The 22332-nt window shown below is 50.4% G+C and carries 18 protein-coding genes; 7 read left to right on the top strand and 11 right to left on the bottom strand.

What is annotated here, in order from left to right:
- Nucleotides 1–30 precede the first annotated feature (30 nt).
- The 5 genes from iraD to ACLD3P_RS09215 all read right to left on the bottom strand — a co-directional run bounded on the left by iraD (nt 31) and on the right by ACLD3P_RS09215 (nt 4370).
- The gene (iraD, locus tag ACLD3P_RS09235) at nt 31–411 is read right to left on the bottom strand and encodes an anti-adapter protein IraD (RefSeq protein WP_076936445.1); all 381 of its coding nucleotides are present in this window, start codon (nt 409–411) and stop codon (nt 31–33) included.
- Nucleotides 411–896: an Hcp family type VI secretion system effector gene (locus ACLD3P_RS09230; RefSeq protein ID WP_000338753.1), complete on the bottom strand. Its 486-nt coding sequence runs from the start codon at nt 894–896 to the stop codon at nt 411–413. The genes iraD and ACLD3P_RS09230 overlap by 1 nt, the downstream gene beginning before the upstream one ends.
- Nucleotides 897–1621: 725 nt before the next feature.
- Nucleotides 1622–2545 carry a polysaccharide deacetylase family protein gene (locus ACLD3P_RS09225; RefSeq protein WP_000540892.1) on the bottom strand — a complete coding sequence of 308 codons (924 nt, stop codon included), beginning with the start codon at nt 2543–2545 and terminating at the stop codon, nt 1622–1624.
- A 38-nt stretch (nt 2546–2583) separates the two neighbouring features.
- Nucleotides 2584–3462 (bottom strand): carbon-nitrogen hydrolase family protein, encoded by an 879-nt coding sequence (locus ACLD3P_RS09220; RefSeq protein WP_000089257.1) that lies wholly within the window; start codon nt 3460–3462, stop codon nt 2584–2586.
- A 311-nt stretch (nt 3463–3773) separates the two neighbouring features.
- On the bottom strand, nt 3774–4370 hold the full coding sequence (locus tag ACLD3P_RS09215; protein WP_000428463.1) for a TetR/AcrR family transcriptional regulator: 597 nt from the start codon (nt 4368–4370) through the stop codon (nt 3774–3776).
- A gap of 374 nt (nt 4371–4744) precedes the next feature.
- Between ACLD3P_RS09215 and uidA the strand changes: the two genes are divergently transcribed.
- The 3 genes from uidA to uidC are packed head-to-tail and all read left to right on the top strand — an operon-like array spanning nt 4745 to nt 9227.
- Nucleotides 4745–6556: a beta-glucuronidase gene (gene uidA, locus ACLD3P_RS09210; protein WP_023207656.1), complete on the top strand. Its 1812-nt coding sequence runs from the start codon at nt 4745–4747 to the stop codon at nt 6554–6556.
- A complete protein-coding gene (gene uidB, locus ACLD3P_RS09205) occupies nt 6553–7926 on the top strand; it encodes a glucuronide transporter (RefSeq protein WP_001075548.1) in 1374 nt (457 codons plus the stop codon). Before uidA ends, uidB begins: the two co-directional genes overlap by 4 nt.
- A gap of 35 nt (nt 7927–7961) precedes the next feature.
- Nucleotides 7962–9227: a glucuronide uptake porin UidC gene (gene uidC / locus ACLD3P_RS09200; protein WP_000712675.1), complete on the top strand. Its 1266-nt coding sequence runs from the start codon at nt 7962–7964 to the stop codon at nt 9225–9227.
- Nucleotides 9228–9306: 79 nt separating this feature from the next.
- Here uidC and ACLD3P_RS09195 read toward each other — a convergent pair whose 3' ends face one another.
- The gene (locus ACLD3P_RS09195; RefSeq protein ID WP_000784370.1) at nt 9307–10611 is read right to left on the bottom strand and encodes an MFS transporter; all 1305 of its coding nucleotides are present in this window, start codon (nt 10609–10611) and stop codon (nt 9307–9309) included.
- Between the two features lie 404 nt (nt 10612–11015).
- On the opposite strand from ACLD3P_RS09195, the gene uxuA reads away from it, so the two are divergent.
- The 3 genes from uxuA (at nt 11016) to uxaC (ending at nt 15207) form a co-directional block, all read left to right on the top strand.
- Nucleotides 11016–12200, top strand: coding sequence for a mannonate dehydratase (gene uxuA, locus ACLD3P_RS09190; RefSeq protein ID WP_000815487.1), 1185 nt, complete (start codon nt 11016–11018; stop codon nt 12198–12200).
- 110 nt (nt 12201–12310) lie between these two features.
- Nucleotides 12311–13783, top strand: a complete 1473-nt coding sequence (locus ACLD3P_RS09185) for a fructuronate reductase (protein ID WP_001620029.1) — start codon at nt 12311–12313, stop codon at nt 13781–13783.
- A gap of 11 nt (nt 13784–13794) precedes the next feature.
- Nucleotides 13795–15207, top strand: coding sequence for a glucuronate isomerase (uxaC, locus tag ACLD3P_RS09180; protein WP_058214656.1), 1413 nt, complete (start codon nt 13795–13797; stop codon nt 15205–15207).
- Nucleotides 15208–15506: 299 nt separating this feature from the next.
- Here uxaC and ACLD3P_RS09175 read toward each other — a convergent pair whose 3' ends face one another.
- A complete protein-coding gene (locus ACLD3P_RS09175; RefSeq protein WP_024797624.1) occupies nt 15507–16565 on the bottom strand; it encodes a methyl-accepting chemotaxis protein in 1059 nt (352 codons plus the stop codon).
- 659 nt (nt 16566–17224) lie between these two features.
- On the bottom strand, nt 17225–19081 hold the full coding sequence (gene gss, locus ACLD3P_RS09170) for a bifunctional glutathionylspermidine amidase/synthase (protein ID WP_131046546.1): 1857 nt from the start codon (nt 19079–19081) through the stop codon (nt 17225–17227).
- Nucleotides 19082–19307: 226 nt separating this feature from the next.
- On the opposite strand from gss, the gene yghU reads away from it, so the two are divergent.
- Entirely contained in the window at nt 19308–20174 is an 867-nt protein-coding gene (gene yghU, locus ACLD3P_RS09165; protein ID WP_000774852.1) for a glutathione-dependent disulfide-bond oxidoreductase, read from the top strand.
- A gap of 64 nt (nt 20175–20238) precedes the next feature.
- Here the strand turns inward: yghU and ACLD3P_RS09160 are convergent, their stop codons facing one another.
- The 3 genes from ACLD3P_RS09160 to hybG form a co-directional block, all read right to left on the bottom strand.
- Nucleotides 20239–20952: a molybdate ABC transporter substrate-binding protein gene (locus ACLD3P_RS09160; RefSeq protein ID WP_131046547.1), complete on the bottom strand. Its 714-nt coding sequence runs from the start codon at nt 20950–20952 to the stop codon at nt 20239–20241.
- The gene (locus ACLD3P_RS09155) at nt 20952–22004 is read right to left on the bottom strand and encodes an ABC transporter substrate-binding protein (RefSeq protein WP_131046548.1); all 1053 of its coding nucleotides are present in this window, start codon (nt 22002–22004) and stop codon (nt 20952–20954) included. The genes ACLD3P_RS09160 and ACLD3P_RS09155 overlap by 1 nt, the downstream gene beginning before the upstream one ends.
- Nucleotides 22005–22079: 75 nt before the next feature.
- Nucleotides 22080–22328, bottom strand: a complete 249-nt coding sequence (hybG, locus tag ACLD3P_RS09150) for a hydrogenase maturation factor HybG (RefSeq protein ID WP_000334887.1) — start codon at nt 22326–22328, stop codon at nt 22080–22082.
- Nucleotides 22329–22332 lie beyond the last annotated feature (4 nt).

Here is a 22332-nt window from a genome sequence, read left to right as displayed (position 1 = left end):
ACGCCCGGCCCGGCGTTCCTTCCTGCATTACTAGCGCCATCTACCGTTAGAGTAGGCTATCTCCAGTCTTAACGGTTCAGACTCATCCTGTAACATCACTTCCAAAGACAACGCCAGCGTCTGATGATAGGCATCTTTTACACTGACTTTCAGCATGTTGATGCTCGGTTCATAACGTAAAATAGCAGCGCGAAGCTCACGGCAAAACCAATTGAGAACCCGTTTGTCACCCACATTCACCTCGTGCCATTCCGGCATACCCCGAGTGAGCAGCGGCGGTAATGTCTCGCCACCTGGCACGGCGCAAGAGTTGAATAAACACATTAACTTGCGGCGTACCAATTCATGTGGGCTTATCCCCTCAACCAAGAGCCTGTCGAATAGCGCGACCGGAATGGTTGGCGTCATCATCATTTCCCTATCTGGTCCATCGCCAGATCCCATACTGACGTTCTGGACTCCTGTTGAGCGCCGTCTGATTTCTCGGCAGTGATTTGCCATTCGATTTTCGTGAAGTTCAGCGACATCGTTTCCACCGGCTTACCGCCGGCGCCGCCGCTAACACTGAGTTGTGATATCAGCACGTTTGTCAGGGTATAAACGATAAGCGACCGCATTTTGCCGTCGTCATTGCGGCACAACGTCAGCACCGCTGTTCTAATTAGCCTCCCGCTACAGCAGTACTCATTGAGCACAGGCGTGGCGAGGTCGACAAATTTGGTGAGCGACATTTCACCAACATGCGCACGCCCGGAAGTCCGCTCAGTGAGGCTAACATCGTTATTTACCTGCATTGCCACATTGTGGCTATAAGACATGATCTCTATCTGATCTTCAAAGCCTTCAACCTGGCTTTCGCCTTTGATATTGTCGAGCTTTAAAAAAATCGCATCCATGATTTATCTCCTTGTTGATCAGGTGGCAGTTCAGCAGCCAGACGAATACCGGCGGCCAACGCTTGTGACTCTTATTAAAAGCGCAACTACCAAAAAACACAGCGTGAAAAGCGCCAGGTTTGCAGGGATTTTGCCAACGTTTACCCGCGTCTGATGAACGTTATTCCGCTGGTTGCAATGCAATAGAGGGTTTTGGCCCGCTGTGGCCAAATACAATTGAGGTTATACTGAACGCTCTCTGCCATATTCAATCCCTTTTATCGCAAAGTATCCCTGGTGCCGGTATCACAGCGTCGTTATTCAAAAATTGACATTTCAGAATAATAATCAGCTATATATAAAAAACACATCAAAAAGCAAATATCAACTTAATTTTTACTTATTTAATAAAAAACCCCAAATTGATTTACATCAATTAACACATACAAAAACACTAAAAATCAAAGCGTTAAATAAAAATTAATCACTATGGAAATTTTATTTTTCTTAATACTCACATTATAAATGTTATTTGCTTATTTTCCTGTGAACACTAAAAAATGATTTAAATCAAAAAACAAACTATTCTCGTTGATTAACGTTTTGACCGAAATAAAAAAGATTTTATACGTCCCGGGATAGTCTCCCTTTCTGATGGACAATATGCATTACCGAGCGGGCAAACAGGTAACTTCTGCCCGGGTAATCCGTTACCCGACTGATATTAACATTGTCATGAGGTGATATCATTTGCCTGGCCAGCCATAATCATCCGGAACCGGCGCTACGCCACGAACATCAGGACGGAGCATTTTTTGTCGATCCTCTTCGTCATCCACCCAGACACTGGCTATCTCTTCACAGGTTGCAAACCATACGCCATCATGCCCTTTAATATGTTCAATCAAACGTGACAACATCATCATATGATGCCCATGACCGATTATCTGCGGATGAAGGGCCATCGCATATAAACCGTTTTCCTGATGGTTATAAGCATAGGTAAAAATATCCTTCCAGCGTCGCAGAACACCGTCAGTATCGCTCATCCCCTCCTGGTTGCCGGTATACGCCAGTGCGGGAAAATCATCCAGATACCAGCTAACAGGAATTTCCAGAATCGCGCTGGCCGGGCCTGCGATATTTCCCGTCTCCCAATTCACCTGCCAACGTTGAGGATGGTAAGGCACAAGATCTCTCGCCATCAGGCTACTGTCATAGAGAAAACCGGCTTCCTCCAGAAGATCCAGCGTATTCTCGCTATAATCCCAATAGGGAGAACGGTATCCCACAGGACGTATGCCGAAATGTCTTTTATAACAGGCGAACGCCAGATCCATAAGTCGGCGCTCTGTATCACGATTCACCAGCGTCGGATTTTCATGATAGTAGCCATGGTGAGCGATTTCATGCCCGGCATCAAAAATCGCTTTACTGATTTCCGGGAAGGTGTCTACAGTGTGTCCGGGAATAAAAAAGGTGGTTTTGATATTATTTTCTTTGAACAATTTCAGAAGCCTTGGTACGCCAACTTGTGCACCAAACTCTCCTCGTGACATAAAGGATGGCGACGGTCGATTAAATCCGCCCAGCCATAAAGACTGAGCATCTACATCGACACCAAGATTGACCGCAATCCTTTTACCCTCAGGTAATTTTAAATATCCCATAACGACCTCCAGCTAATACATAGAAGGGACACATTCTGTTATTTAATGTGTGATGGCCAGATATTATATATGCCTGCTTTTCTGCGTCTGTCCTTGAACGTTGTTGCTGCCCCCCCAAGTCTATTTTCATATAGAACATCGAGGTTAATTTCTCCTGAAATGACATCCTCTTGATTGACGTGCGCCTCTGCGATAATACCTTGTGGATTTTTCCACACGACATCACAGGGGCTTAAAATTGAACTTCGGGCCCAGCAGCCTGGCAGTGGTCCACCCGGGTTTCCGCCCAGGCAACAGTGAACAAGATAAATTTGATTTTCAATACAACGTGCGTGGCAACAATGCCTGACTCGCCAAAATCCCTGTTCAGTAAACGTAGCGGAAGGCGTTAAAATTAACTCCACACCCTGTTCCACCAGCGTCGCGGCACACTCCGGTATTTCTGCTTCATAACAAATATTAAAACCCACCTTTGCAAATGGCAGTTGAAAAACAGCCATTTTATCGCCTTCCTGAGTATACCAACCCCGTTCAGCCGGAAAGATATGCGTCTTACTGTGAGCATAATGTTCGCCATCGGGTCCCCATATATGCGCAACATTCTCATAGCGATCTGCTCCGGTCTGCTCCAGATGAGAGCCAGCAATAATGAACTGTCCTCTTTCTTTCGCTTCCTGTTGAAAAAGCTGCTTATAGGCATCCGTGAACTGATCAATTAAAGTAAGGTGTGAAATGGGTCTTTCTTGCCATTTTTTCAATAATGTAAATAGCTCAATGGTAAATAACTCCGGGAAGATAACGACATCAGCACCCTGACTTTTATTAAGAAGTATCCTTACCTTTGTTATGAAATCTTCAAAAGTGTTTATTTCAGTAACAATATACTGACAGGCTGAAACAGTAAAATTACGTGACATCGTGATATCCCCGACATGAAATTTAAACTTAAATTAACGTATAGCGCATGGAGAATATTAGGGAGTGGGCATTACGACATCAGGTTATTTTTTGTGAAGCTGCGCAAAATATATGGAGAAAAGAGTAGAAGCATTGAACCTTTATTTACATAAAGGGGACTTTATCGATGATCGCAGCGGACAGAGAGTCGATAAAAATCCAGGCGAAAAACAATAACCCTTACCACAATATTATTTTCATCATCTAAAAATAATCAGGCAAACTAAATGATAACGCGCTGGTATAAAACCAACGCGTATTTTTACCGACACTAGCTTGCAGAGTTGCATTTTAGTAGCCCGGTTAACATAGTTCTTAACGTCGTCGCAAAACTGACGTGCCGGGCATTCTCAGCAGAGCTGCTATCCGATAAAACACCATACGTGGTAGCTAATAATAGCCTTGCCGCCATTTCTTTATCCACATCGGCGCCAATTTCCCCCTTCGCCTGCGCATCGTTAAAACGTGCAACCAGCGAGGCGATAATAGTGTGGTATTTATTGGTTAGCATTTCCGCGACCTGAGGATTACGCATCCCTTCAGCCATAATCTCTACGACCAACGCCCGCTGCGCGCAGTCTTCACGCGTGACGGCAATAGTTGACTCCACCAGATAATCCACCAGCCCAACGCCCTCCAGCGGCTCACGAAAATGGGTTAGTGCTCTTTCCTGATCTTCTAAAATAATGGCTTCAATCAGGGCCTCTTTAGAGGGGAAGTGATGATAGAGTGTGCCGGGGCTCATGTCGCTGGCCTTACAGATCGTTTTCATTGATGTACTGTGAAAACCGTTTTCAGCAAAACACTGCCTGGCGGCGCGTAAAATTCGCATCCGCGTCGGTAGCGATTCGGTAAGTTTATTCTCCATTACGTTGACCCATTTTTCACTCTGCGTGGTGGCAGTGTACCCGGGCGCACTTCAGGCGCCTACTCTTCATCCTATTTTCTTTGATCCTCATGATATCCCTCCCGCCCCCTCCCCCTCACTTCCTGTATAAAAAACAGTAGAACGAACGTTCGATTGAACATTTTTTGCCATATGTCAACGGATGAAAATGGTTTTATGTGACAAAAGAAACAAAAATCAGGTTGCAATCCTGTTTTTTTTGATCCGCCTTAAGATCCTTCCTTTCTGCATTTTCCCTCTCGATCGCTGCGTGATAACTATTGCCTCAGACAACTGGTTAACTTGTTTTATTGCTGGTTGACCAATGAAAATTCATCAGGATTAAGGAGTGAACAATGTTACGTCCCGTAGAAACCCAGAGCCGCGAAATCAAAAAACTTGATGGACTGTGGTCGTTTTGCACGGATGCAGACGATTGCGGTATCGCGCAACAATGGTGGCGACAACCGCTCCCCCAAAGCCGCGCTATCGCCGTACCGGGTAGTTATAACGATCAGTTTGCCGATGCAGAGATCCGCAACTATGTCGGCAATGTCTGGTATCAGCTCAACGTCCGCATCCCCAAAGGCTGGGAGCATCAACGCATCGTTCTACGTTTTGATGCCGTCACGCATTATGGAAAGGTATGGGTAAATGACCACGCCGTGATGGAACACCAGGGAGGCTATACACCTTTCGAAGCGGATATCAGCCACCTGGCGGCAGCCGGAGAGAGCATACGTATCACAGTATGCGTCAATAACGAGCTGAGCTGGCAGACTATCCCTCCGGGGGTGGTGACCCGTGATGAAACGGGGAAAAGGCAGCAATCATACTTCCATGATTTCTTTAATTACGCCGGTATCCACCGTAGCGTCATGCTCTACACCACACCAAAAACGTTTGTTCAGGATATTACGGTGACGACGGAGGTCGCGAACGATCTCTCCCGGGCCACGCTTAGCTGGCGGGTGGAGGCCAACGGTGAAGTACGCGTAGAACTGCGGGATGCCGGGCAGCATATTGTCGCCTACGGCGAAGGGGCAAAGGGCGAATTACAGATAGCAGCGCCACGATTATGGCAACCGGGCGAAGGATATCTGTACGAGCTGCGGGTTATCGCACAGCATCAGGACGAACGTGATGACTATCCGCTTCGGGTAGGAATCCGTAGCGTAGCGGTAAAAGGCGAACAGTTTCTGATAAATCATAAACCTTTTTATTTTACCGGCTTCGGTCGCCATGAAGATGCCGATCTACGAGGGAAGGGATTTGATAACGTGCTGATGGTACACGATCACGCGCTAATGTCGTGGATTGGCGCCAACTCTTATCGCACGTCGCACTATCCTTACGCCGAAGAGATGCTCGACTGGGCGGACGAGCATGGCATTGTCGTCATTGATGAAACAGCAGCTGTTGGTTTCAATCTCTCTTTAGGTATCGGCTTTGATTCCTGCGAAAAACCGAAGGCGCTATACAGCGAGGAAGGCGTCAATGATGAAACACAGCGGGCGCATCTCAAGGCTATTCAGGAATTGATCGCCCGCGATAAAAACCATCCCAGCGTGGTGATGTGGAGTATCGCGAATGAGCCGGATACCCGTCCAGAAGGCGCCAGAGACTATTTTGCGCCACTGGCGCAGGCCACGCGCGAACTGGACCCGACCCGCCCTATAACCTGCGTGAACGTCATGTTTTGCGATGTGGAAACCGACACCATCACCGACCTCTTCGATGTGGTGTGCCTGAACCGCTATTACGGTTGGTATGTACAAAGCGGCGATCTTGCGAAAGCAGAAAAAGTGCTGGAGAAAGAGTTACTGGCCTGGCAGGAGAAACTCCACCGCCCCATCATCATGACGGAATATGGCGTCGATACGCTGGCAGGGCTGCATTCGATGTACAGCGACATGTGGAGCGAAGAGTACCAGTGCGCCTGGCTGGAGATGTATCACCGAGTATTCGATCGCGTTAGCGCCGTTGTCGGCGAGCAGGTCTGGAACTTTGCCGATTTCGCGACTTCACAGGGCATTATGCGCGTCGGCGGTAATCGAAAAGGGATTTTTACCCGCGACAGAAGACCAAAATCGGCGGCCTTTATACTGCAAAAACGCTGGACCGGTATGACCTTCGGCGAAAAGCCACAGCAGGGAGAGAAATTATGAACCAGCCGCTTTCCTGGCGCGTTATCGTAGGCTACAGCCTGGGTGATGTTGCCAATAATTTCGCCTTCGCCATGGGGGCGCTGTTCCTGCTAAGTTATTACACCGACGTCGCAGGCGTCGGTGCCGCCGCTGCCGGTACGATGCTCTTACTGGTACGAATATTTGACGCCTTCGCCGATGTGGTGGCGGGACGCATAGTAGATAGTGTAAATACCCGCTGGGGGAAATTTCGCCCGTTCCTGCTGTTCGGCTCGGCGCCGTTAATGCTGTTTAGCGTACTGGTATTCTGCGTCCCGGCAGAGTGGAGTCATAGCAACAAAGTTATTTACGCATATCTCACCTATATGGGACTTGGGTTCTGCTATAGCATGGTCAATATTCCCTATGGATCGCTGGCGACGGCAATGACTCAGGAACCGCGTTCGCGCGCCCGTCTCGGCGCGGCGCGCAGTATTGCGGCCTCGCTAACGTTTGTCTGTCTGGCCTTCCTGATCGGGCCGCGTATTACTCATTCCGGCCCGACAGAAATGGCGTCGGTCTACCTCTTCTGGACCATTATCCTGGCCATTGCCGGTATGGCGCTGTATTTCATCTGTTTTAAATCTACCCGCGAAAACGTGGTGCGTATCGTCGCGCAGCCGTCGTTAAAAATCAGTCTGCAAACGCTTAAACAGAACCGCCCGCTAATGATGCTTTGTACCGGCGCGCTATGCATTCTGATCTCGACCTTCGCCGTCAGCGCATCGTCACTGTTCTATGTACGCTATGTTTTGAATGATACCGCCCTTTTCTCGGTTATCGTGCTGGTACAAATGCTGGTAGGTTCTGTGGCGTCAGCACCTCTGGTTCCCCGTCTGGTGGCGAAGATAGGTAAGAAGAATACCTTCCTGGCGGGCGCCTTAATGGGCACCCTTGGGTATTTGCTTTTCTTTTATATGTCTGACCATTCAGTGCCCGTGGCCTTAACCGCTCTGGCGATTGCCGCTATTGGCCAGGGGATCACCATGACGGTAATGTGGGCGCTGGAGGCGGATACCGTGGAGTACGGCGAATATCTCACGGGCGTGCGCATAGAAGGTCTGACTTACTCGCTATTTTCTTTTACCCGTAAATGCGGCCAGGCTATCGGCGGTTCTATTCCGGCCTTTATTCTTGGGTTAAGTGGCTATATCGCCAATCAGACGCAGACGCCGGAAGTCATTACCGGTATCCGGATGTCTATATCGCTCATACCGTGCGGCTTTATGTTACTGGCTTTTATTATTATTTGGTTTTACCCATTAACGGATAATAAATTTAAGGAGATTGTTCAGGAGATAGATAAACGAAAACAGTCACAGCAACAACTTATTAAAGATTTTAATAAATAGCTTTTCGATAACAATAATATACAACAGGTTAAACAATGAAAAAATTCGCGAAGATAGCGGCTATTCCAATAGCAGTAGTCGCGGCCTGTCCTTCTGCCCTGGCCCTACAAATTTCTGATGATGAGTCCGCCTTACGTTTTAGACTGAAAAATGAGTTACGAAGAGCTGATAAGCCCAGCGCGGGCGCAGGCAGAGATATTTATGCCTGGGTTCAGGGTGGGTTAATTGATTTTAATAGCAGCTATTATTCACAACGGATCGGCGTCGAGGGTAGCGCGTATTATGTTTATAAACTCGGTGCTCGCGATAATATGAGTACGCGCTGGTACTTAGACGGACACGAGAGTTTCGGCTATGTGCTTGGCGCAATAAAAATAAAGCCAACAGAAAATAGCCGCTTAAAAATAGGTCGTTTTGGCACCGATTATAGTTATGGCAGCCTCCCCTGGCGAATTCCACTCATCGCCAGCAGCTCACAACGCACGCTACCGACCGCTTCCGAAGGCGCGCTGGGCTACCTGGCGCTGACGCCAAATGTAGAGTTCTGGGCAATGTGGCGTACCCGCGTTTTTCAGTGGACAGACTCAACGACCGGTATTCGCAATGAAGGCGTCTACAACAGTAAAACGGGTCAATATGATCATCATCGTCCACGCGCATTTTTCGCCGCCAGCTGGCACGACGAGAGCAGCCGCTATTCCATAGGCGGCTCGCAGCAAAACGATGTCTCCCGTCAGGTACAGGGTATCTTTGAAAAACGGATACCACTAGACGATGGTTATGCCCTGAAAGGTGAGCTGCTCGGTTTTTACGCCCGGCTGGAGGGGCTAAGTCGTTCATCCACCCAGCCTAATGAGACCGGGTTGGTTAGCGCTCAGTTTACCTGGAGCGCCCCCTGGGGCAGCCTGTTTGCCAGCGGCGGCTATCTGCAACACGCCATGAACGGCGCAGTGGTCGATACCGATATTGGTTATCCCTTCTCTTTAAGCCTCGATCGCAACCGGGAAGGCATGCAGTCCTGGCAGGCGGGCGTTAATTACCGTGTTACGCCACAGCTCACCATGACATTCGCGCCTGTCGTCACGCGCGGTTATGAGTCCAGCCAGCGCGCTGTTCAAATTAAGGGGTTGGGTCTGCTGGGAGCCATAAATTATCGTATTGAAGAGGGGCCGCTAGAGGGCATGAACATTTTTCTTGCCGCTGACAAAGGGCGCGAAAAACGCGACGGTAGCGCGCTGGGCGATCGCTTGAATTACTGGGATGTGAAGATGAGCATCCAGTATGATTTTATGCTCAGGTAAGATGAAGACGGCCACCCGGAGGTGGCCGTTAGAGGCCGGCAGCGCTTTCGCTTATCAGGCCTGTGAAAACGAGACAGCTTTAGTGGTGAGACGCCAGCGGCTGTTCCGTCATTGGCGGGTGGTGCTTTTCCGGATCTTTAATCAGTACCCACAGGATGATGGCGCCGATAATATCGAACAGACTGAGTGCAATGAAGAACGGGCCGTAACCGATAATAGCGACCAATGCCCCCATAAACAGGTTGAAGCTTAACTGTCCCATCCATGCCGCAGATCCTGCCAGACCGGCAACCGTCGCGACCTCATTTTTCTTGAACAGGTCAGCGCTCATGGTAATCACAACGGTAGACAGCGTCTGGTGCGCAAAACCGCCAATACTCATCAATGCAATGGCGACATACGGGTTAGTCGTAATGCTGACAAAACCGATCGAAATCATCAAAACAGCGCCGATGGTAAAGCTACAACGACGCGCATTGATCGTGGTCATGTGCATCTTTTCCATGAAGAACTTCGCCAGGAAACCGCCTGCAACGCAGCCAAAGTCCGCCGCCAGGAACGGCAACCAGGCAAACATGGCGATCTCTTTTAACGGCAGATGCATCACGTTAATCAGATACAGCGGCATCCAGAAACTCAGCGTTCCCCATGCCGGGTCAGCCAGAAAACGGGTAATCGCCAACGCCCAGAAGTTACGCTTTTTAACGATCTCTTTAACGGCCGGTTTTTTATTATCGTCCTGGAGATAGCTTTCCTGGCCGTCTTCGATATAACGCAGCTCTTTGTGGGTGATCCACGGGTGTTTATTTGGCGAGTTATAAATCAGGAACCAGGTGATGGCGAACAGCACGCCGATCCCACCGGTAATCACAAACGCCATTTCAGTACCGATGCCGCTATCAGCAAAGGTCAGCATCGCCCAGACCACCAGCGGCGGCGCCAGCATCGCGCCAATCGAAGTACCGATATTAAACAGTCCCCCCGCAATACCGCGTTCTTTCGTCGGGAACCATTCGGCGCTGGCTTTAATCCCGGCAGGAATCGCTGACGCTTCGGTTAGCCCCATCAGACCACGCAGAAATGCCAGACTTATCCAGCCGCCGGCCAGCGCGTGCGCCATGTTGATCAGCGACCACAACAAGGCAAAGATAAAGAAGCCGATTTTCAGTCCGATGACATCCATCAAATAGCCGGTGATCGGCTGCGCAATGGTGTAACAAAGCTGGAAGGCGCTCACCACCCAGGAATATTGTTGCTCATCAAAATGGAGTTCTTTCATCATCGCTGGCGCCGCAACGCTAAGCGAGCTACGGGACAGGTAGTTTACGATGGTCCCTACGCAGACCAGGCCGATAATCCACCATCTTAATTTTGTCATCTTCATGATAAAGCCTCGTTAAAAAACATTAGCTCCGCGCCGTCTGACCTGTAGCGGGAAAACTGAAATCACAAAAATTGGTTGACCAATCAATATTTTCTCATCCGGACCGGTCAAAATCTGGCGGCAACTCCCGCCCTTAATATTCTTGAAATAAATACATCAACTCATTTCAAGTTGAATGGTGAATGCTTTTCACCCAGCAAAAATTGACGCAGATCAAATAAATAAAATTGGCAGACCGTGAATGATGATATTTGTGATTTGGTTAGCCAATTTAGACAATAAGGTTGACATGAGAAAAATTTTGGTTGAATTTAGGGAGCAGAACGGGTTTACAAAGCACGTTTCGATGTTGGCTGGCAATGGGTCAACCACGAAGACGTTATCGCAAGAAGAGGAAACGAGATATGAAACAAACCTGGCGCTGGTACGGACCTAACGACCCGGTAACGCTGTCAGATGTACGCCAGGCTGGCGCAACCGGCGTGGTAACGGCGTTACACCATATCCCGAATGGAGAAATTTGGTCGGTAGACGAGATCCAGAAACGTAAAGCAATCGTTGAAGAGGCGGGTCTGGAGTGGTCTGTGGTAGAGAGCGTACCTATCCACGAAGACATCAAAACCCACACCGGTCAGTACGATTTATGGATCAAAAACTACCAGCAAACGCTGCGTAACCTGGCGCAATGCGGTATCTATACGGTTTGCTATAACTTTATGCCGGTGCTGGACTGGACACGTACGGATCTGGAATACGTATTGCCGGATGGTTCAAAAGCGTTGCGTTTTGACCAGATTGAATTCGCCGCGTTCGAACTGCACATCCTGAAGCGTCCGGGAGCAGAAGCCGACTATACGGCAGAAGAGATTGCTCAGGCAGAGCGGCGTTTCGCCACCATGAGCGAGGAAGACAAAGCACGTCTGACCCGCAACATTATTGCCGGTTTACCTGGCGCGGAAGAAGGCTATACGCTGGATCAGTTCCGTCAACACCTGGCGACGTATAAAGATATCGATAAAGCAAAACTGCGTGAACATTTTGCCTATTTCCTGAAAGCCATTATTCCGGTTGCCGACGAGGTTGGCGTGCGTATGGCCGTTCACCCTGACGATCCGCCGCGCCCTATTCTCGGCCTGCCGCGCATTGTCTCTACCATTGAAGACATGCAATGGATGGTGGAAACCGTTAATAGCATGGCGAACGGCTTCACCATGTGTACCGGATCTTACGGCGTGCGCGCCGACAACGATCTGGTTGATATGATCAAGCAATTTGGTCCGCGCATCTACTTTACGCATCTGCGTTCTACGCTACGCGAAGAGAATCCGAAGACCTTCCACGAGGCCGCCCATTTGCACGGCGATGTGGATATGTATGAAGTCGTTAAAGCGATTGTGGAAGAAGAGCACCGTCGTAAAGCCGAAGGTAGCGACGATCTGATCCCGATGCGCCCGGACCACGGTCATCAGATGCTGGACGATCTGAAGAAGAAAACGAATCCGGGTTATTCCGCCATTGGCCGTCTGAAAGGGCTTGCGGAAGTCCGCGGCGTCGAACTGGCTATCCAGCGCGCTTTCTTTAGCAAATAACCTTCTTTCGCATGGCGCGACGCGTCATGCGATTTCCCCTACTCAATGCAATAGCAACATGCCTCGCCCCGGAGATCGCGGGCGAAGACGTCGAATGACAGGAGTTTGCAATGGAACAGAATATCGCCACCGCCCAGGTTTCCGTCGCCCGCCCAAACTGGGACAAATCACGTCTGGTATCCCGTATTGTGCATCTGGGCTGCGGGGCGTTTCACCGCGCGCACCAGGCGCTCTTTACTCATCATCTACTGGAAAAGAGCGACAGCGACTGGGGCATTTGTGAAGTGAACCTGATGCCGGGTAACGACGCACGGCTGATCGCGAACCTGAAAGCGCAAAATCTGCTGTACACCGTTGCAGAACGCGGCGCAGAAAGCACCGAACTGAAAATTATCGGTTCAATGAAAGAAGCGCTGCACCCTGAATTCGACGGTCATGCAGGGATTCTGGCGGCAATGGCGCGCCCGGAAACCGCCATCGTCTCCTTAACCGTGACCGAAAAAGGCTACTGCACCGACCCCGCCAGCGGCGAGCTTGATGTCAATAACCCTCTGATCCAAAACGATCTTGCCCATCCACAGCAGCCTAAATCCGCCATTGGCTATATTGTCGAAGCGCTAAACATGCGCCGGGAGCAAGGACTGAAAGCTTTTACCGTGCTGTCGTGTGATAACGTGCGCGAGAATGGTCACGTCGCGAAGGCTGCCGTCCTCGGTCTGGCAAAAGCTCGCGATGCCGCCCTCGCCGCATGGATTGCCGACAATGTGACCTTCCCCTGCACCATGGTTGACCGCATTGTTCCGGCAGCGACCGAAGAGACGCTACAACTGGTTGCCGACCAGTTAGGGGTTTATGATCCCTGCGCTATCGCCTGCGAACCCTTCCGCCAGTGGGTCATCGAAGATAACTTTGTGAATGGTCGCCCGGACTGGGACACCGTCGGCGCGCAATTCGTTGCAGATGTCGTACCGTTTGAAATGATGAAGCTGCGTATGCTTAACGGCAGTCACTCTTTCCTCGCCTATCTGGGTTATCTCGGCGGGTATGACACTATCGCCGATACCATGACCAACCCGGCTTACCGTCGCGCGGCGCTGGCGCTGATGCTTGATGAACAAGCGCCGACGTTGTCAATGCCGGAAGGCACCGATCTGGAAGGGTATGCGAATTTGTTGATCGCGCGTTTCACTAACCCCTCGTTGAAACACCGCACCTGGCAGATCGCGATGGATGGCAGTCAGAAACTGCCGCAGCGTTTGTTGGACCCGGTACGTCTGCACTTGCAACAGGGCGATGACTATCGCCGCCTGACGCTGGGCGTCGCCGGATGGATGCGTTACGTCGGCGGTATCGATGAACAAGGTAAAACCATTGATGTCGTCGATCCGCTGCTCGCGCAGTATCAGGCGATTCATCAGCAATATCAGACGCCGGAAGAACGCGTTCGCGGGCTACTGGCCATCGAGTCTATCTTTGGCAACGACCTGCCGAAGAACCACGAATTTGTGCAAGCCGTTACCGACGCTTACCAACAGCTATTGCAGAATGGCGCGAAAGCCACGGTAGAAGCGCTGGCTAAGTAAGGAGATAAATCATGGCTACGTTTATGACTGAAGATTTTCTACTTAAAAACGACATTGCCCGCACGCTGTACCATAAATACGCCGCGCCCATGCCGATTTATGACTTCCACTGCCATTTAAGTCCGCAGGAAATCGCCGACGATCGCCGTTTCGATAACCTCGGTCAGATCTGGCTGGAAGGCGACCACTATAAATGGCGAGCGCTACGAAGCGCAGGCGTGGATGAATCGCTGATCACCGGCAAAGAGACCAGCGATTATGAAAAATATATGGCCTGGGCCAATACCGTACCAAAAACGCTGGGCAATCCGCTGTATCACTGGACGCACCTTGAACTACGCCGTCCATTTGGCATTACAGGTACACTGTTCGGACCGGATACTGCGGAAAGTATCTGGACGCAGTGTAATGAGAAACTGGCGACGCCGGCCTTTTCCGCGCGCGGTATTATGCAGCAGATGAATGTGCGGATGGTCGGAACCACCGACGACCCGATAGATTCTCTGGAATATCACCGCCAGATAGCCGCCGACGACAGCATTGATATTGAAGTCGCGCCAAGCTGGCGCCCCGACAAAGTTTTCAAAATCGAACTGGACGGCTTTGTCGATTACCTGGGGAAACTGGAAGCGGCGGCAGATGTCAGCATTACCCGTTTCGACGATTTACGTCAGGCGCTCACTCGCCGTCTCGACCATTTCGCCGCCTGCGGCTGCCGCGCGTCGGATCATGGCATTGAAACGCTGCGATTTGCGCCAGTACCCGACGACGCACAGCTTGACGCCATTCTGGGCAAACGTCTGACTGGCGAAACGCTGAGCGAACTTGAGATCGCCCAGTTTACCACGGCGGTGCTGGTCTGGCTGGGCCGTCAGTACGCCGCACGCGGCTGGGTGATGCAGCTACATATTGGCGCGATCCGTAACAATAATACCCGGATGTTCCGCCTGCTGGGGCCGGATACCGGCTTTGACTCCATTGGCGATAATAACATTAGCTGGGCGCTCTCCCGTTTGCTCGACAGTATGGATGTGACCAATGAACTGCCCAAGACTATCCTCTATTGCCTGAACCCACGTGATAACGAAGTCCTGGCGACCATGATCGGTAACTTCCAGGGGCCGGGAATTGCCGGAAAAGTGCAGTTTGGTTCCGGCTGGTGGTTTAACGATCAGAAAGACGGGATGCTGCGCCAACTGGAGCAACTGTCGCAAATGGGACTGTTAAGTCAGTTTGTCGGGATGCTGACCGACTCCCGCAGTTTCCTTTCTTATACGCGACATGAATATTTCCGTCGTATTCTCTGTAACCTGCTGGGACAGTGGGCGCAGGACGGAGAGATTCCTGATGATGAAGCGATGCTAAGCCGTATGGTTCAGGATATCTGCTTCAATAATGCCCAGCGTTATTTCACGATTAAATAATCGCTATTAATCTGTGAGCACAGGTCTCAGGTATTTCGAGGGGCAGGAAGGCGGTAAGAGAGTGAGAAATTTAGCAGTAACGCACTTTTCCAGCCAAAGTCTGGCCGCCGATAAAAAGCAAAGATGTTGCTGATTAATCCCGAATCACTTACTAAGGTAAGTGATTCGGGTAAACAAACACAGCCATCTTCTGCGTCATGCTTCTTTTCTCTGTCCGGAATAACTCCAGTGCAGAAAATGTGATACATCAGTCCTGTTGATGATGGCTCCTGTTGGTTATACGGTAATAACTCATGACTTCACAGTGTGGTTTCTTTTAACAAATCGACAGCCAGCATTTCCAGCTGGTTAACCACCTCATTACTGGATCGCTCCATTCTGTCGAGTTCTTGCGACATCGCATTCATATTGCCTGCGGCAAAATAGTTCAGCGCAGAGTGACCAGCGGTATGCACCTCTTTATGCGGCGCTTCCAGACTACGGAAACTGTAGTAATTGCTAAACTGCTGCCCTTCAAAACCGTAGTACCATTTCCCCAGCCGACACTGATCGTGCATCGTTATTTTACTGTTTATGTCTTTATTTAAGAGTAATTTGTAGACTTCCATTTTCCAGATAACATGGTCAACTTTGACAATATTCAAAAACTGCACCGTAGAGATGTACTGCATGACCGATTTCATGCTCAGCGATTTATCGATGACGATGCCAATAGACTCCACAATTTGATTTATGTTAGTCGTAATATTATCAATAACCGGCTGTTGGTTATCCAGCACCTCACTCACTCTGGCCGTATTATCTTTGATTACAGAGGTTAACGTACTGACGCTTTTCGAACTGTGTTTAACATCTTCGGACAGGTTTTTCACCTCTTTCGAAATAACGCTAAAACCACGCCCGGCATCCCCTACGCGCGCGGCCTCGATCGCGGAGTTAATCGCTATCAAATTGGTCTGGTTAGCGATCTTCTGTATCTCTTTAATACACGCATTAATTTGCGTTAAAGAGGTATTTAAGTCGCCCATACGACAGCCAATATCCGATGAAGTCGTGCCAATTTCGGTGATAAATTCCACGAGCGATTTTAATGAACTTCTGGCTTTATCATTCTGTTCGTTAAGTTCATTAATGCGTTCTTTTTCAATGTTGAGCTGCTCACAGGACTTAATGATGGCATTACGAATGATATCGATCGTCGAGATCCCCATCAGAATTTTTTGACACAGTATCCGCTCATAAGGCTCAGGAGTATCCACCACCACGTCAGACGCATTAGCGCCAGATTCTGCTGCTGGCGGCGGTATTTTTACAACATTATTATTCCAGTGGCGCAAGCCTAATACTTTTTTAAACATATACCATTCTCCTTATTATATGTGGACATCCTGATCTATGCCTGGATAAAGTATTATCAACTCATGCTAACATAATGAAAAATCGGCTGTCATCTGCCATAACCATACGCTCACCAGAATAAGACAAAACGTCCACCAAACTTAAATAATTACAAAGTAAACTATTCAACAATACTATTAATAGTCATAATGGAAGTCGCTTCGCTTTATACGCAAATATCATTTACAAGGCTGATAATAATAATTAACTGCATTTACTTAGGTGTATCTATATTTCGGCCCGAAGATTGCAGACAGGGTTTAAACGCAAACTTTTGCAATAGAAAAATAACCTAACGTAAACTTTTTATATGACTAACAATATCATTTAAACTCGTCAATATATTATGCTGTCCGTTTACCAGCCAAACAGGCATGACCTAAATCCAAAGGGATAGGGGGCGGCGTAACCGGCCGCAAAAAGTACCGATTAGACGAAAATCTGGAAACGGATGCGCCAACGCGGCGAGCGTCACCGCCTGCGTCAGAAAAGTTAAGAATAATTTGTGATATTATTTCTCATATGTTACCAGTAAATGGCAGGCTGACAGCCGTTCGCTGGTAAACACAACAGGCGGGATATCGGCACCCACGCCGATATCCCGACGAGAATGACCCCGTTACGCTTTGATGACAATTAACGGTTCAATATCGCTCTCTTTTTTAATGACTAATGAATCATCGCCGCGCAGGCACGTACCGCCGTAGTTACCGCCCACGGTAAACGTACAGACCTGAATATACTTCCCGGCGACCTTCGGCAGGCACCACAACTGCTGATAGATATTTTTCTGCGTGGCGAACTTGCCGCTGGTTTTATCCAGGAGCTCTTCCTGATGGCTCACCAAATCAATATTACTACCGCAACGTCCGGCAATCGGTTTTACCGCATAGCCGGTCTGCACCAGCTCATCGTTAACGGTAAAATCCGTGTCGAGCAAATAGCGATGATGCGGGAAGAGCGACCACAGGATGGGCAGGATCGCTTTGTTACCCGGGATCACCGTCCACAGCGGTTCAAACACCAACACTTCCGGGCGCAGTAATACATCAATCAGCCGGACTTCATTTTCCGGGTGCCCGGTACGAATAGGCACTGCGGCATACTCCGTCTCGCTGACTTCGCGTATCTGCTCCATCGCCGTTTCCCACGCCCAGGTTTTCCAGACACAATTCACCAGCCGTCCGTCGCCATCGATCAACTGCCCGGCGTCATCCCAGCGCAACTCGCCCAGCCCGCGGAGAATTTTGCTCGCGAAACCGGCCTGATGCAGCGCCTGCTGCATAAACTGCGCGTGATAGTCCTCCTCGATATCATCATCCTGCATGATATGGACGAAAGGACGCGCTTTACTGTGTTTCCAGGCGCCTGCCAGCTCGTTAATTAAGCCCTCCGCCGGGTTATGCCCTTTACCGGTATAGCCCTGCTCTGCCCATTTTTCGAGAATTAATCCCGCTTCGGTATGGCATGATGCGGAATCGGCATTGTATTCATAGACTTTCAGCCCGCGTTCATCCATGCAGAAATCCATACGACCGGTGATCATATGGTGACGACGGCGCTGCCAGGAGAGGCGCAGACGCGGCCAAAGAATTTTGGGGATATCGAATAGCGCCAGCAGATTATCGTCTTTTAAAACTTTGTCCGTGGCGTGCAGGTACATCAAATGCAACTCATTGGTCGCTTTGATAAGCTCCTGTTCAGCGCTCTCGGTGATGGTAAAATACTGGTACGGGTCCTGATTGATAACGTGTCCGTTCGCCTGTACATAGGCTTTTTGTAACGGATCGCGCTCATCCAGCCACTGACCGTCAAACTGACCTTTCTCTGGCAGTCTTGCGCCGCGAATCGCCAGCGACTGATTCGCGATGTCAGGCTGTGACAAACTGTATTGCGTGTCGTCGGTCTGGATCATCCAGCCTAAAATCGTCGTGTCATCAAAGGTGTCGCGCAGGGTGTAACACCCGTTTTCTACGACCATTTCCAGTTCGCGAGTCCACTGCTGCCCTGGCGGCAATGGCGTGTGGATAACGTTTTGCTCAGCAATACGAATTTTGTTATCCAGGAGCTGGGTGATAATCGCAACGTGCCCGGTTTCGTTAAACTCGCCGCCCTTTTGCCAGATGAGCAGCGCCCCGGCCTCCGGCGCGCGCGGCGAACCGTTCGGGAAGGCCTGCAAAGGCAAAATATTGTCATTCACGACCTCGCGCAGAAAACGCAGCGAGAAGATTTCCCAGGCCATGCCGACGTCAGTAAAAACAATGCCATAATTCAGAAAGAGAAAACGGCGGGCAAATTCCACGCACTGCCATTTATGCCCCATGTATTCATCGTCGATGTAGCTACGAAAAGCTGCGTCGTCGTCGTCCCACGGATCGAGGGAATTGTAATCTGAAGAGTAGATCGCTACGCCGCCGGGGGCGTAACCCAATAATGTCCCGAAGGGGGCATCCTGACTGGTGGTTCCTTTGCTCATGCACTTACCTCAAAACAAGACCGCCTGAGCAGCCTGGCGTGATTTCGCTCTGATTGTCTGCTCTGTGACACTAACCGGACAGAGGTCGACATAATCATACACCTCAATAAGGCACACTGAGGCCAGAAGGTTAAAATTTCACTCGCCGGAATGTCCCAATCGGTTAAATGTCAGGTTAGCAAGCTGCTACACTGCTTCAACACCACCACTGTGAAGGCAGGTCAATATGGCAGATAATACTTATCAACCCGCAAAAGTCTGGACGTGGGATAAATCCGGCGGCGGCGCGTTCGCTAACATTAATCGCCCGGTTTCCGGCCCGACGCACGACAAAACGCTGCCCGTCGGCAAACATCCGTTACAGCTTTATTCGCTGGGGACGCCTAACGGCCAGAAAGTGACCATTATGCTGGAAGAGCTCCTGGCGCTGGGCGTGACCGGCGCCGAATATGACGCCTGGTTGATTCGCATCGGCGAGGGCGATCAGTTCTCCAGCGGCTTTGTTGACATCAATCCGAACTCAAAAATTCCGGCGCTGCGCGATAATTCACACAACCCGCCGATTCGAGTTTTTGAGTCGGGCGCAATTCTTGTTTATCTGGCGGATAAGTTTGGCCATTTCCTGCCGCAGGATCTGGCTAAGCGCACAGAAACCCTTAACTGGTTGTTCTGGCTACAGGGCGCGGCGCCGTTCCTCGGTGGCGGTTTCGGTCATTTCTATCATTATGCGCCGGTAAAAATTGAGTACGCCATTAATCGCTTCACCATGGAAGCCAAGCGTCTGCTGGACGTGCTGGATAAGCAGTTAGCTCACCACCCGTATGTCGCGGGAGAAGAGTACACTATTGCCGATATGGCCATCTGGCCGTGGTTCGGCAACGTGGTGCTGGGGAATGTCTATGATGCAGCGGAGTTTCTGGATGCCGGAAGTTATCAAAACGTACAACGCTGGGCGAAACAGGTAGCCGAACGTCCGGCGGTAAAGCGGGGGCGCATTGTCAACCGGACCAACGGCCCATTGAACGAACAGCTTCACGAACGCCATGACGCCAGCGACTTCGAAAACCATACCGAAGATAAACGTCAAAGTTAAACCATGAGGCCGGATGAGGTAGTAATGTCGTCATCCGGCATGGTATTCCCTGCTGACGCTTCGCTTATCCGTTCTGCGAGTGTGTCATATTCGGCACTTCACTAAACCCATGTTGCATGAGAATCAACCTCGCCCGTGCTGATATTAAAAAGTCGGCAAGCGTTTTTCCCTGCTCGCTCAGGCAGGCAAAGCCATATTCAGCCACGGGATTATAAGGTTCCGGGATATCAACCACTCGCAGCGAATTAACCAGCCGTAGCCTGGGAGCATAGCTGGCATAGCCGATAAAGATATCGGTGTAATCATGATTGATGAGCCATTCCGCCGCCAGCCGGCCCGCCGGTAACGGCAAAGTCTGCCTGCCGCCAACCAGCGCTACCGCGCGTTTTCGGACCGCTTCGCCCTCCTTGCCCATCCGCGAAAAAAGCTGCTGCGTATAATCGCCGGAAGGATCGCAACCTGCTGTTGAGGTGCCGATCCGCAGATCCCGCCGGGTTAACAGCGACAGCCAGTCCTCGCCTTCACGCATCGCCTGTGCCCGCACGCTCAGACACAAACGGTTCGTCGTAAAAGGCGCGACCCGCAGCGCCCGCCCGCTTTCCAGCAGCGCCTGCGGATGCGCCAGGTTCGCCGAAGCAAAAAAGTCGCACGCTTCGCCCGCTTCGATGCGTTCACGTAACAGCCCCGCCGGACCGAAATCACATACCGCATCCGCCTGAAACGCCGCCATTAGCTGCGGCCAGACGACGCGCAAGCTCCCCGCAGCCAGTATTCGCATCACTGTACGCCCTGATAGTCAGTACGGTAAAAACGTTGATACCAGTCGTTAGCGGCCTTTTGCATGTCAATATCGTGGAATTTTTCCGGATAGAGTTTTTTCGCCATCCACAGTTCGCCGATTCCCACCGCCTCCGGCATCGGATATCCCCAGGCTTTGGCATAATCCGGCATCAGGTAAACCCGATGATGCTTCACCGCGCCAATGACCTGCCACTGGGGATTGTGCAGGATCTCATTGACGACCTTCGGATAGCGATTCTGGACAAAGATCACCTGTGGATCCCAGGCGATCACCTGCTCCATTGTCACCTGCTTAAAGCCTTTCACCGAGGATGCCGCTACATTCAGCGCCCCCGCATGGGCCATCATCAGACCGGTATATTTACCGGAACCGTAGGTGGTCAGCTCCGGATTCGCCATATAGGCGCGAACCCGCTCATTTTCAGGAACCGACTGCAAACGGTCGCTGACCATCTTGCGACCTTTATCCATCGCCTCAATCAGCGCTTTCGCCTCCTGCGGTTTATTGACGATATCGCCAATCAGCGTTATTCCTTCACGCAGCCCGCGATTATAAGCCTGCTCGTCATCGGCCAGGGTCGGGTTCATTTTAGCCTGCTCGCCAGCAACATCATGGCGCAGCGAAATCGCCACCACCGGAATGCCAAGACGGCTGATCTTGTCGATCATCTCCTGCGGAGCGTAATTCGTGACAAACACCACCTGCGGGCGCAGCGCCACCAGTTTTTCAGGATCAACGTGCGTTAGATCGCCCAGCGAGGCTTTTTGCGCCAGTTCCGGCGCCAGACGCGCATAGCCGTCGCCTAATTGCTGTTTCCAGTTCGCCATGACCCCAACGATTTTGTCAGTGGCATTCATCTGTACAAGGAGATTGAGCGTTTGATGCTGGAGCACCACCACTCTGTCGACGGTGTCGGGAACCGTGACCTGGCGGCCAATTTGATCGGTAAAAGTACGCGCCGCCTGTGACATTAACGGCCAGCAAAAAAGCAACGCCAGCAGAGAGAGCTGGCGCAAAAATTTATTCATAGGTTTCGCCCCATAATCGATATATAAATAATTATACAACGATTATAGAGCGATATAATAGAGGTGATTAAGGGATCACGCGCTGGTGATGTCGTACTCCATGCGGCGCAGCGCATCTAACGTGGCTTTCGCTTCGTCTTCGTCAATGATGCTCATCGCAAAACCAACATGTACCAATACCCATTGCCCTATCAGATCGGCTGGCTTACCTTCACAAATCAGAGCAATATTGACATCACGTTTGATGCCACACACTTCCACCTGCGCAAGCTGGTGAATATCATCTCCGACGGCCAGCACCTGACCGGGGACGCCAATACACATAATT

The sequence above is a fragment of the Salmonella sp. 741265073_HBA genome, assembly GCF_046569105.1.
GTDB lineage: Bacteria > Pseudomonadota > Gammaproteobacteria > Enterobacterales > Enterobacteriaceae > Salmonella > Salmonella enterica.
Note: the sequence above shows the minus strand (reverse complement) of the source record. Positions and strands in the feature narration are given on the sequence as shown.

What these genes read in the sequence shown, in the direction of transcription:
- iraD (WP_076936445.1), bottom strand. Translation starts at nt 411, where the DNA reads ATGATGACGCCAACCATTCCGGTCGCGCTATTCGACAGGCTCTTGGTT.
- ACLD3P_RS09230 (WP_000338753.1), bottom strand. Translation starts at nt 896, where the DNA reads ATGGATGCGATTTTTTTAAAGCTCGACAATATCAAAGGCGAAAGCCAG.
- ACLD3P_RS09225 (WP_000540892.1), bottom strand. Translation starts at nt 2,545, where the DNA reads ATGGGATATTTAAAATTACCTGAGGGTAAAAGGATTGCGGTCAATCTT.
- ACLD3P_RS09220 (WP_000089257.1), bottom strand. Translation starts at nt 3,462, where the DNA reads ATGTCACGTAATTTTACTGTTTCAGCCTGTCAGTATATTGTTACTGAA.
- ACLD3P_RS09215 (WP_000428463.1), bottom strand. Translation starts at nt 4,370, where the DNA reads ATGGAGAATAAACTTACCGAATCGCTACCGACGCGGATGCGAATTTTA.
- uidA (WP_023207656.1), top strand. Translation starts at nt 4,745, where the DNA reads ATGTTACGTCCCGTAGAAACCCAGAGCCGCGAAATCAAAAAACTTGAT.
- uidB (WP_001075548.1), top strand. Translation starts at nt 6,553, where the DNA reads ATGAACCAGCCGCTTTCCTGGCGCGTTATCGTAGGCTACAGCCTGGGT.
- uidC (WP_000712675.1), top strand. Translation starts at nt 7,962, where the DNA reads ATGAAAAAATTCGCGAAGATAGCGGCTATTCCAATAGCAGTAGTCGCG.
- ACLD3P_RS09195 (WP_000784370.1), bottom strand. Translation starts at nt 10,611, where the DNA reads ATGAAGATGACAAAATTAAGATGGTGGATTATCGGCCTGGTCTGCGTA.
- uxuA (WP_000815487.1), top strand. Translation starts at nt 11,016, where the DNA reads ATGAAACAAACCTGGCGCTGGTACGGACCTAACGACCCGGTAACGCTG.
- ACLD3P_RS09185 (WP_001620029.1), top strand. Translation starts at nt 12,311, where the DNA reads ATGGAACAGAATATCGCCACCGCCCAGGTTTCCGTCGCCCGCCCAAAC.
- uxaC (WP_058214656.1), top strand. Translation starts at nt 13,795, where the DNA reads ATGGCTACGTTTATGACTGAAGATTTTCTACTTAAAAACGACATTGCC.
- ACLD3P_RS09175 (WP_024797624.1), bottom strand. Translation starts at nt 16,565, where the DNA reads ATGTTTAAAAAAGTATTAGGCTTGCGCCACTGGAATAATAATGTTGTA.
- gss (WP_131046546.1), bottom strand. Translation starts at nt 19,081, where the DNA reads ATGAGCAAAGGAACCACCAGTCAGGATGCCCCCTTCGGGACATTATTG.
- yghU (WP_000774852.1), top strand. Translation starts at nt 19,308, where the DNA reads ATGGCAGATAATACTTATCAACCCGCAAAAGTCTGGACGTGGGATAAA.
- ACLD3P_RS09160 (WP_131046547.1), bottom strand. Translation starts at nt 20,952, where the DNA reads ATGCGAATACTGGCTGCGGGGAGCTTGCGCGTCGTCTGGCCGCAGCTA.
- ACLD3P_RS09155 (WP_131046548.1), bottom strand. Translation starts at nt 22,004, where the DNA reads ATGAATAAATTTTTGCGCCAGCTCTCTCTGCTGGCGTTGCTTTTTTGC.
- hybG (WP_000334887.1), bottom strand. Translation starts at nt 22,328, where the DNA reads ATGTGTATTGGCGTCCCCGGTCAGGTGCTGGCCGTCGGAGATGATATT.